An 11,545-nucleotide genomic window follows, 5' to 3' on the forward strand; every position below is an offset into this window, starting at 1 on the left:
CCCGGCCCAGGCATCCCGAGAGAACACCGAAAGGTCACCCCCATGAGCATCGAAGTACGTGGGCTGAACAAGAAGTTCGGCGACTTCGTCGCACTGGAAGACGTCAACGTCTCGATCCCGACCGGCCAGCTCACCGCACTCCTCGGCCCGAGCGGCGGTGGCAAGTCCACCCTGCTGCGGATCATCGCCGGCCTGGAGAAGGGCGACAGCGGCACGGTGAACATCGAGGGCGTCGACGCGACGCACCTGCCGGCGCAGAAGCGCAACGTCGGGTTCGTGTTCCAGCACTACGCCGTCTTCAAGCACATGACGGTCGCCAAGAACGTCGCCTTCGGCCTCGAGATCCGCAAGCGGCCCAAGGACGAGATCGCGCACCGGGTCGACGAGCTCCTCAAGCTCGTGCACCTCTCGCAGTTCTCGCACCGGCTGCCCTCGCAGCTCTCGGGCGGCCAGCGCCAGCGCATGGCGCTCGCCCGCGCGCTCGCGGTCGAGCCGAGCGTGCTGCTGCTCGACGAGCCGTTCGGCGCGCTCGACGCGAAGGTCCGCAAGGAGCTGCGCGACTGGCTGCGCCGCCTGCACGACGACGTGCACGTCACGACCGTCTTCGTGACCCACGACCAGGAGGAGGCCCTCGAGGTCGCCGACGAGATCGTGGTCGTCAACGAGGGCCGGGTCGAGCAGGTCGGCACGCCCGACGAGCTCTACGACGAGCCCGCGAACGACTTCGTGATGTCCTTCCTCGGCGAGGTCACGCACCTCGGCGGCGTCTCGCTGCGTCCGCACGACATCGAGCTGGACACCCGGCCGCGGCTGGCCGGCGGGGTCGAGGGCACGGTGTCGCGGATGGTCCGGATCGGCTTCGAGGTGCGCCTGACGGTGCTCACCGTCGACGGCGACGAGGTGTCGGTCGTGATCACCCGGACCCACGCGAGGTCGTACGGGCTGGAGGAGGGCAGCACCGTGTGGCTCACCCCCGCGGATGGCGCGACAGTCATCCCGCGGATGGTGGCGGCGAGCTGAGCGCCTCACCCCGAGAAGCGTGTTCGCGGTCACGCTCCAGCGGCTAGCGTCTGGTCGTGACCATCACCACGACCACGGGCGAGCTGTGGGCCGCGGTCGAGACCTTCGACGCCGAGACGGCCGAGATCGCCCTCGCCCGCCTCTTCTGGGACGTGCCCCTGTCGGGTGCCGTCACCGGCGTCGTGCTGCCCTTCCTGCGGGAGGTCGGGGACCGCTGGGAGGCGGGCACCCTGTCGGTCGCCCACGAGCACTTCGTCAGCGACATGCTCCGCCGCAAGCTCTCGGCACTGTCGTCGGTGCCGCCCCACCGGGTCCTCGAGGACGCGACCGCGCCGTCGCCGGTCGTGCTGCTCGCGTGCCCGCCGGGGGAGCGCCACGACCTGGTGCTGCTCTGCGTGGCGCTGATGCTGCGCGAGCGCGGCGTACGTCCCCGCTTCCTCGGTGCCGACACCCCGATCCCGTCCGTGGTGACGGCCGCCCGTGCGACCAACGCCGACGCGGTCGTGCTGGCCGCGACCCGGGCGACCGCGTTCACCGCGCACTCCTCGTCGCTCCTCAAGCTCGCCGAGGACCGGCCCCTCTACCTCGCCGGCCGCGGCGCGGACGTGCAGACGGTCGCCGAGGTCGGCGCGACCGCCCTCCCCGACGACCCGGTGCGCGCCGTCGTGTTCCTCGTCGGCGCGCTCAACGAGCTCGGCGGTAGTTGGTGAAACGCGGTAACGCGTCGCCAGCGTTTGGTTCGGTCACGATTCACGCTCGATCCGACAGCCGTGGGCTGCTGTCGGGCGGTTGAGGGACAGAACCGCCCACGGACTTGGGGTCCGTGGGCGGTTCCGCATCGGACGCGGCGTCCCCAAACGCCGCGGTCCCCACACACCTGAGACGCGAGTGTGCTCCGGGTATGACGCCATCAGCAAGATCGAACACATGTTCTATTCTGGGCCGATGCCACGTCAGCCCCCATTTCACGTGTGGGTGGACCTCACTGGTAGGTGGGCAGGAGCAGTGCCGGGCGTGCTCCTCGCTTGGCGGCACACCGACCGTCGCGGTTGGGAAGCCTGGGTCGTGCGAGTGGAGTCCTTCTCGACAGGGGTCGGCTCAGAGGTGCAGGTGTGTCAGTCGTGGGTGCCGTCTGCGCTTGTGCGGCCGACCGGGCTAGACCGTCGTGCTGCGACCGTGACGGAGTAGGAGCATCGCCGGTTGAGGGTGCAGCGCGCGGAACTCTCCAGGGGGACGCGCGTCAGGCCTCGCCGGCAACTCCCTCCCGAGCCCGGCTAGGCCGCTCGGGAACACGGGGCGAGGCAGGTCAAGCAGTGGAGGGACGTCCGTCACTCCGGCGGATCGGACGCACGCATGCCGGGTACGCACGTGGTAGGTCATCAGTGCTGTCCGGACGGTCCTGACGACTAGGCCCGGGGGATCTAGAAGCGGTCCTCCGGGCCGCCCCCATCTTCGGCGTTCTCCGGGTTCTCCTGACACACGCCTCACCGAGCACTACTCTCACCGCTGGACTCTGCCGCCGGTGCTCTCGAGCCGACCCGCGGCGGGTCCCACTACCTCTCGACCGCGACGTCGAGCTGGGGCAACTGTTTCGTCTCAGCGATCTCCGCAGCGATGTCGACCACCTTGCGGTTCGTCACCGACGACACCCGCTTGAGGTACTCAATCGCCTGTTTCGGCTCGACACCGAGGCTCGCCATCATGATGCCTTCGGCCTGACCGATCACGAGCCGACTGTCGAGCGCCTGCTGTAGCTGGTCGATCTCCACCCGCGCGGCGTCCAGCTCGCCGGCACAGGCGTCGTCGTCACCCTCCGGTGCTCCCTCGATCATGAGCAATCCTCCCTCGCGACAGCACCCTGACCGAAGCCCAGACGGCCACCCGGAACCAGTGGCACGGCCGACCGGGGGGAACGGCCATGCCACCGGCCCATTGGGTTCAGCGTCGCCAGCAGCGCACGTGTTACGCCCGAGCAGAGATGTCTAGACGTGGCCGTCTTCGTCGCGACCTCGGAACCTCATAGGCGCGTGTGACCTGCTCGATCAGCGGTAGTTGGTGAACTGCACCGCGAAGTCGTAGTCCTGCGACTTCACCAGCTGCTGCACGGCCTGGAGGTCGTCGCGCTTCTTCGACGAGACGCGGAGCTCGTCGCCCTGCACCTGCGCCTTGACGCCCTTGGGGCCCTCGTCGCGGATCAGCTTCGAGATCTTCTTGGCGTCCTCTGAAGTGATGCCCTCCTTGAGCGCGATGTCGATCTTGGAGACCTGGCCGGACTGGCGCGGCTCGGAGGTGTCGAGGATCTTCAGGCTCTGGTTGCGCTTGATGAGCTTGTCCTGGAAGACGCTGAGGACGGCGCTCGCGCGGTCGTCGGCCGAGGCGGTGATCTCGATCGCCTGCTCGCCCTTCCACTCGATGCTCGCGCCGGTGCCCTTGAAGTCGAAGCGGGTGGCGATCTCGCGAGCGGCCTGGCTCAGGGCGTTGTCGACCTCCTGGCGGTCCAGCTTGCTCACGATGTCGAAGCTCGAGTCGGCCATGGTGGTGCCTCCTTCATGGGGGTGCCGGGGGTGCCCGGCGATTCGTAGCGGTGTCCGTGGGTTGCTATTGTTCCGCACGCCCCGGCAGGTTGCCCGAGCGGCCAAAGGGAGCTGACTGTAAATCAGCCGGCAACGCCTACAGAGGTTCGAATCCTCTACCTGCCACTGGACGGATCCTCGCTCCAGTCGCCAGACCCCCGCACGTGTGCGGGGGTCTCGTGCGTTGTGGGCACGCTCCGGTCTCGCCGTGGTGCGAGCACTGTCCGGCGAGGTCCGGCCACCGGCATGATGGGGGCATGACGGACGCACAGCCACGGATCCTCGTCATCGGCGAGGCGCTCGTCGACGTCGTGCCCGACAGCGACGGCCAGCCGCAGGACTTCCCGGGCGGGAGCCCGGCCAACGTGGCGATCGCCCTCGCGCGGCTCGGCCGCGACGTCCGGCTGGTGACCCTGCTCGGCGACGACCACCGCGGTGCGGCGGTGCGCGCGTGGCTGGAGGCGAGCGACGTGACCGTGCTCGCCCGGCCCACCGCCAGCGGGCGTACGTCGAGCGCCGCGGTTACCCTCGATGGTAGAGGCGCGGCGTCCTACGTCTTCGACCTCGACTGGCACCTCGACGAGGTGGCCGACACCGGCGACGTCCTCCACGTCGGCTCGATCGCGACTGTCCTCGATCCCGGCGCAGACGCCGTGCTCGACGCGGTCCGGTCCCACCGCGGCCGCGCGCTCGTCTCGCTCGACCCCAACGCCCGACCCGCCATCACCCCCGACCGCGCCGGCCCCGTCTCCCGTGTCGAGGAGCTGGTCACCCTCTCTGACGTGGTCAAGGTCAGCGACGAGGACCTCCACTGGCTCCACCCCGACGAGGACCCGGTCGCGACCGCCACCCGCTGGGCCGGCGCCGGGCCGGGGCTGGTCGTCGTCACCCGCGGCGGCGACGGCGCGGTCGCCGTACGTCCTGACGGCACGACGCTCGAGGTCCCGGGCGTGCCCGTCGACGTGGCCGACACCGTGGGCGCCGGCGACACCTTCAGCGGCGTCCTCGTCGACGCCCTGCTCGGGCTCGGGGTCCGCGGCGGCGACGACCTGCGCGCGCTCTCGGACCGGGACGTGCTCGGTGCCGTGACCACGGCCGCGATCGGCGCGGCGATCAACGTCTCCCGACCCGGCGCGAACCCCCCGTCGCGGGGCGAGCTCGACGCCGCCCTCGGGACAGGGGAGTGACCCAGCCGAGACCGACGCGGCAATGGCAGGTCCACGACATCGGGAAGAGGCGGGCCTGGGTCATCTGGGGCGTCGCGATCGCGGTCTACGTCCTGGCGGTGTTCCACCGCAGCTCGCTCGGCGTCGCAGGCCTCATCGCGGCCGACCGCTTCGACATCAGCGCGACCAGCCTGGCGACGTTCACCGTGCTGCAGCTGGTCGTCTACGCCGGCATGCAGGTGCCGGTCGGCGTGCTGCTCGACCGGTTCGGCTCGCGCGCGATGCTGATCTGGGGGCTGTCGCTGATGACCGTCGGCCAGCTCGCCTTCGCCTTCTCCGAGTCCTTCGCCGCGGCCGTCGCAGCCCGTGCGGTCGTGGGCGCCGGCGACGCGATGATCTTCGTCAGCGTCATCCGGATCGTGACGGTGTGGTTCCTGGTCCGCCAGGCGCCGATGGTCACCCAGGTCACCGGGCTCACCGGCCAGCTGGGCGCGATCGCGGCGGCCGGCCCCCTGTCGTACCTCCTCCACGCGCTCGGTTGGACCCGCGCCTTCGCGCTCACCTCGAGCGTCGGCGTCGTGCTGCTCGTCGCGGTGCTCGCGCTGGTCAAGGACTCGCCCTACCGCCGCAGCGACGTCGTCGCGATCAAGCTCCGCGCGCTCGCGCAGTCGGTGCGGACGGTCTGGGGAAACCCGGGCACGCGGCTGGGCATGTGGTCCCACTTCGTCTCGCAGTTCTCCGCGACCGTGTTCGCGCTCCTGTGGGGCTACCCCTTCCTCGTGCAGGGGCTCGGGTGGTCGTCGGGCGGCGCCAGCGCGCTGCTCATGGCGATGACGGCCTGGGCCGTGGTGAGTGGGCTGGTGCTCGCCCGGCTCGTGGCGCGGCTGCCCTACTACCGCTCGTACATCGTCGTCTGCGTGGTCGTCGCGATGGTGGTGCCGTGGACCGCGGTGCTGCTGTGGCCGGGAGCGGCGCCGGGGTGGGTCGTCGTCCTGATGGCCTTCGCCACCGCCAGCGGCGGCCCCGCCGCGATGGTCGGCTTCGACCTCGCGCGCTCCTTCACGCCCGCGCAGGCGATCGGCCGCGCCAACGGCCTGGTCAACGTCGGCGGCTTCACCGCCTCATTGCTCGTGATGGGCCTGATCGGCGTCGTGCTCGACCTGTCGTCGAGCGGCGGGATGGACTCGTACACGCTCGACGACTTCAAGCTCGCGATGGCGGTGCAGTACGCCTTCTGGGCGCTCGGCGTCGTCCAGGTCCTCCGCTACCGCCGGCGCGGGCTCGCCCACCTCGCTCGCGTCCACCCCGGCTCGGTCGAGCAGATGCGTGCCGGCCAACCCTTCGTGCACCCGGGGATCGGGACCGAGGGCGTCTGAGGGTGCGTCGGACCTCAGCCGACCTTGCGGTACTTCCGGTGCATGGTCTGCCGGGTGACGCCGAGGAGCGTGCCGATCTCGGCCCAGCTCAGGCCGGAGTGTCGCGCCCGGCGTACGGCGACCTCCTCGCGCCGCGCGAGGTCCCGCTTGGCCTCGCGCACAGCGGCCAGCTCGTCGAACACGCCACCGCCGCCGTCGGTGTCCAGTGAGGTCAACATGTCTGTCAGCATATGCTGACGCCACAAGGTTCGCCCCGGTGGACCTGTGCACCCGAGTCTGACGGTTGTCAGCCGAGATCTGGGCTGACAACCGTGGCGGTCACCGGACATCCGGTGACTCCAGCCGAGGCACCCAGCGGCTTCAGCCGAGCTCGCCGTCGTCGTCAGGGTCGAGGTCTCCTGTCGGGTCCTCCGCCGTCGGGTCCTCGAGGTAGCCGCCGCCGACCGGGTGGCCCTGCCAGGAGACCATCCGCCAGCCCGCGTCGAAATCGCCCTCGAGCACGATGAGGGCGGTGTTGTGCAGCGGCTCGGTCGGCGGGGGAGCGTCGGGGTGAGGCTGCATCCGCGTCGAGATCCACGTGCGGAGGGCGGCGCCGTGGCTGACGATGAGGGCCGCCTCGTGGCCGGCGTCGACGATCGTGCGGACCGCCGCGTCGAAGCGCGCGAGGAACTCCTCGCCGGTCTCGCTGCCGGGCATCCGGCGCGTGAGGTCGCCCTCGAGCCACGCCGCGACGGCGCCGATGTAGCCGGCGACCGAGTCGTGGTCGGCGGCCATCTCGAAGTCGCCCGCCTGGATCTCCTCGAGCCCGTCGAGCTGCGTCAGCGCGAGCCCGCGGGCCTCGGCCGTGGGCGCGGCGGTCTGGTGCGTACGCACCCGGCTGGAGACGTACACCGCCTCGATCTCCTCGTCGGCGATGGCCTTCGCTGCCGCGACCGCCTGGGCGCGGCCGAGGTCGGTGAGGTCGAGGCCGGGGTGGGCGGTGTCGAGCTCGCCGGAGACGTTGGCGTGCGTCTGGCCGTGCCGCATCAGCAGGAGTCGCACAGGTTCCTCAGTTGTTGAAGGGGGAGGTCTTGGACGAGGCCAGCTCGAAGGCCTCCTCCAGCGAGACCCCCTCCAGCGCTTCTTCGATGTCCGTGCCGACGTGGCTGACCTCGGTGCCGCGTTCGAGCGGGACGAGCGTGTGGACCAGCCGGTCGTCGTAGGTGTGGACCATCGTGAAGGACTGGGCGGCGTCAACGCCCGAGATGAAGCGGTCGACCGGGGCCGGGTCGCTGGTGTAGCAGCTCGCCGAGGCCACGGACACGGGTACGCCGGCGAAGGTGGACCACGTCGACATGTGGAGGTGGCCGGCCAGGATCCCGCGTACGTCGGTGCCGGCGATGACGTCGGCGAGCGACTGCTGGTCGTGCAGCTCGATCAGCTCGGCCGCCCGCAGCATCGGCAGCGGGAGCGGCGGGTGGTGCATCGCCAGCAGGGTGCCGTGCTCGGCGGGCGTGGCCAGCACGTCGGCCAGCCAGGCCAGCTGCTCGGGCCGCAGCTCACCGTGGTGGTAGCCCGGCACGCTGGTGTCGAGCGCGACGATCCGCAGCCCGTCGACCTCGTGCACCCGGTCCTGGAAGCCCGCGTCGTCGGAGTCGTGGAGGACGCGGGCGAAGGGGGCGCGCTCGTCGTGGTTGCCCATCGTCCAGACCACGATCGCACCCATCTCGGCGGCAGCCGGCTCGACGATCGAGCGCAGCGTCTCGTACGCGTCGGGTGCGGCCTGGTCGGCGAGGTCGCCGGTGAAGACGAGCGCCCGGGGAGCGGGGCGTACGGCGGCGAGCCGCTCGATCGCCCGGCGCAGGTTGGCGACGTTGTCGACGACGCCGTAGTGCAGACCGCCCTCGGCGATCAGGTGCGGGTCGGACAGGTGTGCGATCGCGTGCCGTGGGGCGGCGTACTGGCCGAGCTGTTTCACGGGCGCCAGCCTAGAACCCGGTCCCCACTGGACTAGCGCGCCGGCAGGATGCGTCCGGACACCTCGCCGAGGGTGATCCGGCCGCCGCCGGTGCTGGGCGCGGAGTAGCGCAGCACGACCTCGTCGCCGTCCTCGAGGAAGGTCCGCTCACGACCGGCTGCGGTGAAGGGCTCCTTGCCGCCCCAGCACAGCTCCAGCAGCGAGCCGCGCTGGTCCTTCCCAGTGCCGGAGATCGTGCCCGAGCCCCAGAGGTCGCCGGTGCGGACGCTCGCGCCGTTGACGGTGGTGTGGGCCAGCATCTGGGCCGGCGACCAGTACATCGTGCGGTACGGCGGGCGCGCGACGACCTCGCCGTCGAGCACAACCTCGACCTCGATGTCGAGGCCCGCCGGTCCGTCGACCCGCAGGTAGTCGAGGACCTCGGGGTCCTGGCCGGGGAGGTCGGTCCAGGCTGCGCCGAGCGCGGCGAGCGGCGTGACCCAGGCGCTGATCGAGGTGGCGAAGGACTTGCCGAGGAAGGGGCCGAGCGGGACGTACTCCCAGGCCTGGATGTCGCGCGCCGACCAGTCGTTGAGACCGACGACGCCGAAGGTGTGGCGCGCGAAGTCGGCGGTGCCGACGCTGTCGCCCATCGCGGTGGGCACGCCGACGACGAAGCCGAGCTCGGCCTCGATGTCGAGCCGCTGCGACGGACCGTGGGTGGGCCGGTCGTCCGTCGGCGCCTTGCGCTGCCCGCTGGGTCGTACGACGTCGGTGCCCGAGACCACGATCGTGCCCGAGCGGCCGTGGTAGCCGACGGGGAGGTGCTTCCAGTTCGGCAGCAGCGGCTCCTGGTCGGGCCGGAACATCCGGCCCACGTTGGAGGCGTGGTGCTCGGAGGCGTAGAAGTCGACGTAGTCGCCGACGGTGAACGGCATCAGCATCCGCACCGAGTCGACGGGCGAGAGCGCGGGCTCGACCAGGTCGCGCTCGGTCTCGTCGGTCAGCAGGCCGGTGATCCACGCGCGGGTCGAGTCCCACACGGCCGGCCCCGCGGCCATGAACGGGTTGAGCGTCGGCTGGTCGAACAGCGCGTGCGTGTCGACCATGTCGGCCGCCGCGACGATGCTCAGGTCGAGCACGAAGTCGCCGATGCGCACGGCGACGCGTGGGTGCTCGCCGGAGCGGGCGAACACGCCGTAGGGGAGGTGGTCGACGTCGAAGCCGGAGCCGGCTGCGCCGTCGACCCAGGTCGTGATGGGGGCGGTCATGGTGCCTCTTTCGGGTCGGGGAGCAGTCCGAGGGAGATGAGGTCGTAGAGGGGCTCGGTCACCGAGCAGGACCCGAAGGAGGTGAACCAGCGGCGGGCCGAGGAGAAGTCGGTCGCAGCCAGTGCGGTGCCGTCGCGCTGCTCGAGCGCGTCGGTCGCCTCGGCGACGGACCCGCCGTCCCACAGCACCTGGGTCGCGACGAGCACGTTGAGGAAGCCGTGCGCGCCACCGCCCTCGGGGTCGTGGAGCACGGCGCGGTGCAGCCCTGCGGTCGCCTTGAACCGGGTCTCGCGGTCGAGGGCCGCGTCGATCCACGCGGCGACGGTGGCGGAGTCGGGGATGAGGTCGTGGTCGACGTGGCCTAGGCGGAGCTTGAGCCGGTGCTCGGACGCGGCGACCTCGTCGGCGGCGGCGAGCCACTGGGCGGTCGGCGGACCGGGGATCTCGATGAAGAGGGGTACGTCGACCTCGGCGGCGCGGGCGGCCGCGTCGATCCGGCGGACGTTGCCGACGGGGTCGTCGGTGTCACGCACCGCGATCTCGACGGCGGCCACCTCGAGGCCCATCCTCGCTGCGGCGCCCAGCGGCCCGGCGAGCTGGCCGGCGCCGCCCGTGACGACCACCGAGAGGGGTGCACCGAAGCCGCGGACGAGCGGGAGGTCGGTGTCGCGGAGGACGAAGCTGCCGACGAGGTCGGCATACCACTCCTCGCGGCGCGAGCCGTAGGTCGCGGTGGCCTCGTGGAGCGGTGCGTCGCCCGGCGGGAAGACCGCCGCGTCGTCGATCAACGCGCTCCAGGACGGCGAAAGTGCTGGTGTCGGAGGTGGTGCCACGCCGCTACTCTAGCCATCGGATAGCGGACACACGTGTCCGATGATCGGACGAATGGAGCGGACGATGGCCCACTACCGAGCAGTCGGGCAGCTGCCCCGTCAGCGCCACACCCAGCTGCGCGACGACGACGGCCACCTGTTCCGCGAGGAGCTGATGGGTGAGGAGGGCTTCTCGTCGGACTCGTCGCTGCTCTACCGCCGCGGCGTGCCGAGCGCGATCACCGACAGCACCGTGTGGGAGCTCGCCGACCAGTCGCGCACGCCCAACCACCCGCTGAAGCCGCGCCACCTCAAGCTGCACGACCTGGAGACGGGCGCGTGCCCGGTCGAGGGGCGTCGCCTCGTACTCGGGAACAACGACGTGCGCATCGCGTACGTCGTCACCGGCACCGACCCGTCCCCGGTCTACCGCAACGCGATCGGTGACGAGTGCGTCTACGTCGAGTCCGGGAGCGGCACCGTCGAGACCGTCTTCGGCACGGTCGCCTACCGCGCCGGCGACTACGTGATCATCCCGCGCGCCACCGACCACCGTTGGGTGCCGGCCGAGCAGTCTCGGCTGTACGCGATCGAGGCCAACAGCCACATCCACCCGCCCAAGCGCTACCTCTCGCGCTTCGGCCAGCTGCTCGAGCACGCGCCCTACTGCGAGCGCGACCTCCACGGCCCCGAGGGCCTCGACGAGCTCGTCGAGGGCTGCCGCGACCTCACCGACGTCGAGGTGCTCGTGAAGCACCGGACCAGTGCGGGCATCGTCGGCACCCGGATGACGTACGCCACCCACCCCTTCGACGTGGTCGGCTGGGACGGCTGCCTCTACCCCTACACGTTCAACATCGAGGACTACATGCCGATCACCGGCAAGGTCCACCAGCCGCCGCCGGTGCACCAGGTCTTCGAGGGCTGGAACTTCGTGGTCTGCAACTTCCTGCCCCGCAAGGTCGACTACCACGAGCTCGCGATCCCGGTGCCCTACTACCACTCCAACGTCGACTCCGACGAGGTCATGTTCTACGTCGGCGGCGACTACGAGGCCCGCAAGGGCTCGGGGATCAACGTCGGCTCGATCAGCCTGCACCCGGGCGGCCACGCCCACGGCCCGCAGCCGAGCGCCATCGAGGCGTCGCTCGGCGCGGACTACTTCGACGAGTCCGCCGTCATGGTCGACACCTTCGCGCCGCTCGAGCTCGGCGAGGGCGGCATCGCCGCTGAGGACCCGGCGTACGCCTGGACCTGGGCAGGCCGCGGGCCTGACGCCAGTGGCGACGACGGTGGACCGGCTGTCTTCAGCAAAGTTGAGTCCAGCAGAGTGGTGTACGGCTCCGCGGTGAGCGTGTCGTTGAAGTAGACGACGGCCACCGCGTGATCCT

General features: G+C 70.9%; 12 protein-coding genes and 1 tRNA gene. 6 read left to right on the forward strand and 7 right to left on the reverse strand.

The annotated features are described in order from the left end of the window. The first annotated feature begins 42 nt into the window (after window positions 1-42). The gene (locus EUA06_RS13365) at window positions 43-1,020 is read left to right on the forward strand and encodes a sulfate/molybdate ABC transporter ATP-binding protein (protein ID WP_129476491.1); all 978 of its coding nucleotides are present in this window, start codon (window positions 43-45) and stop codon (window positions 1,018-1,020) included. A 56-nt stretch (window positions 1,021-1,076) separates the two neighbouring features. Beyond that, the gene (locus EUA06_RS13370) at window positions 1,077-1,730 is read left to right on the forward strand and encodes a cobalamin B12-binding domain-containing protein (protein WP_165354384.1); all 654 of its coding nucleotides are present in this window, start codon (window positions 1,077-1,079) and stop codon (window positions 1,728-1,730) included. Window positions 1,731-2,573: 843 nt separating this feature from the next. Here EUA06_RS13370 and EUA06_RS13375 read toward each other — a convergent pair. Together EUA06_RS13375 and EUA06_RS13380 are read right to left on the reverse strand one after the other, a co-directional pair. Beyond that, complete coding sequence (locus EUA06_RS13375) at window positions 2,574-2,852, reverse strand: ANTAR domain-containing protein (RefSeq protein ID WP_129476496.1); 279 nt, start codon at window positions 2,850-2,852, stop codon at window positions 2,574-2,576. Window positions 2,853-3,062: 210 nt separating this feature from the next. Then, window positions 3,063-3,554, reverse strand: a complete 492-nt coding sequence (locus tag EUA06_RS13380) for a YajQ family cyclic di-GMP-binding protein (protein WP_129476499.1) — start codon at window positions 3,552-3,554, stop codon at window positions 3,063-3,065. 83 nt (window positions 3,555-3,637) lie between these two features. On the opposite strand from EUA06_RS13380, the gene EUA06_RS13385 reads away from it, so the two are divergent. From EUA06_RS13385 to EUA06_RS13395, 3 genes are all read left to right on the forward strand, one after another. Next, window positions 3,638-3,719: transfer RNA gene (locus EUA06_RS13385), tRNA-Tyr, on the forward strand. A 131-nt stretch (window positions 3,720-3,850) separates the two neighbouring features. Next, window positions 3,851-4,780, forward strand: a complete 930-nt coding sequence (locus EUA06_RS13390) for a carbohydrate kinase family protein (protein WP_129476502.1) — start codon at window positions 3,851-3,853, stop codon at window positions 4,778-4,780. Then, a complete protein-coding gene (locus EUA06_RS13395) occupies window positions 4,777-6,135 on the forward strand; it encodes an MFS transporter (RefSeq protein ID WP_129476505.1) in 1,359 nt (452 codons plus the stop codon). Before EUA06_RS13390 ends, EUA06_RS13395 begins: the two co-directional genes overlap by 4 nt. Before the next feature lie 14 nt (window positions 6,136-6,149). Here the strand turns inward: EUA06_RS13395 and EUA06_RS13400 are convergent, their stop codons facing one another. The 5 genes from EUA06_RS13400 to EUA06_RS13420 form a co-directional block, all read right to left on the reverse strand. Then, window positions 6,150-6,353 (reverse strand): hypothetical protein, encoded by a 204-nt coding sequence (locus EUA06_RS13400; RefSeq protein ID WP_129476508.1) that lies wholly within the window; start codon window positions 6,351-6,353, stop codon window positions 6,150-6,152. A 142-nt stretch (window positions 6,354-6,495) separates the two neighbouring features. Further along, on the reverse strand, window positions 6,496-7,176 hold the full coding sequence (locus EUA06_RS13405; protein WP_129476511.1) for a histidine phosphatase family protein: 681 nt from the start codon (window positions 7,174-7,176) through the stop codon (window positions 6,496-6,498). Window positions 7,177-7,183: 7 nt separating this feature from the next. After that, window positions 7,184-8,092 carry a phosphodiesterase gene (locus tag EUA06_RS13410; protein ID WP_129476514.1) on the reverse strand — a complete coding sequence of 303 codons (909 nt, stop codon included), beginning with the start codon at window positions 8,090-8,092 and terminating at the stop codon, window positions 7,184-7,186. Between the two features lie 32 nt (window positions 8,093-8,124). Further along, a complete protein-coding gene (fahA, locus tag EUA06_RS13415) occupies window positions 8,125-9,342 on the reverse strand; it encodes a fumarylacetoacetase (protein WP_129476516.1) in 1,218 nt (405 codons plus the stop codon). Then, a complete protein-coding gene (locus tag EUA06_RS13420) occupies window positions 9,339-10,175 on the reverse strand; it encodes a hypothetical protein (protein ID WP_129476519.1) in 837 nt (278 codons plus the stop codon). Before EUA06_RS13420 ends, fahA begins: the two co-directional genes overlap by 4 nt. Window positions 10,176-10,239: 64 nt before the next feature. Here EUA06_RS13420 and EUA06_RS13425 point away from each other — a divergent pair, with 64 nt between their 5' ends. Then, a complete protein-coding gene (locus EUA06_RS13425; RefSeq protein WP_129476606.1) occupies window positions 10,240-11,523 on the forward strand; it encodes a homogentisate 1,2-dioxygenase in 1,284 nt (427 codons plus the stop codon). Window positions 11,524-11,545: the final 22 nt, after the last annotated feature.

This window comes from Nocardioides glacieisoli, from assembly GCF_004137245.1.
GTDB classification, from domain to species: domain Bacteria; phylum Actinomycetota; class Actinomycetes; order Propionibacteriales; family Nocardioidaceae; genus Nocardioides; species Nocardioides glacieisoli.

Bases quoted from the DNA above. Each gene is read 5' to 3' on its own strand.
- EUA06_RS13365 (WP_129476491.1), top strand. From the start codon at position 43: ATGAGCATCGAAGTACGTGGGCTGAACAAGAAGTTCGGCGACTTCGTC.
- EUA06_RS13375 (WP_129476496.1), bottom strand. From the start codon at position 2,852: ATGATCGAGGGAGCACCGGAGGGTGACGACGACGCCTGTGCCGGCGAG.
- EUA06_RS13380 (WP_129476499.1), bottom strand. From the start codon at position 3,554: ATGGCCGACTCGAGCTTCGACATCGTGAGCAAGCTGGACCGCCAGGAG.
- EUA06_RS13390 (WP_129476502.1), top strand. From the start codon at position 3,851: ATGACGGACGCACAGCCACGGATCCTCGTCATCGGCGAGGCGCTCGTC.
- EUA06_RS13400 (WP_129476508.1), bottom strand. From the start codon at position 6,353: ATGTTGACCTCACTGGACACCGACGGCGGCGGTGGCGTGTTCGACGAG.
- fahA (WP_129476516.1), bottom strand. From the start codon at position 9,342: ATGACCGCCCCCATCACGACCTGGGTCGACGGCGCAGCCGGCTCCGGC.
- EUA06_RS13425 (WP_129476606.1), top strand. From the start codon at position 10,240: ATGGCCCACTACCGAGCAGTCGGGCAGCTGCCCCGTCAGCGCCACACC.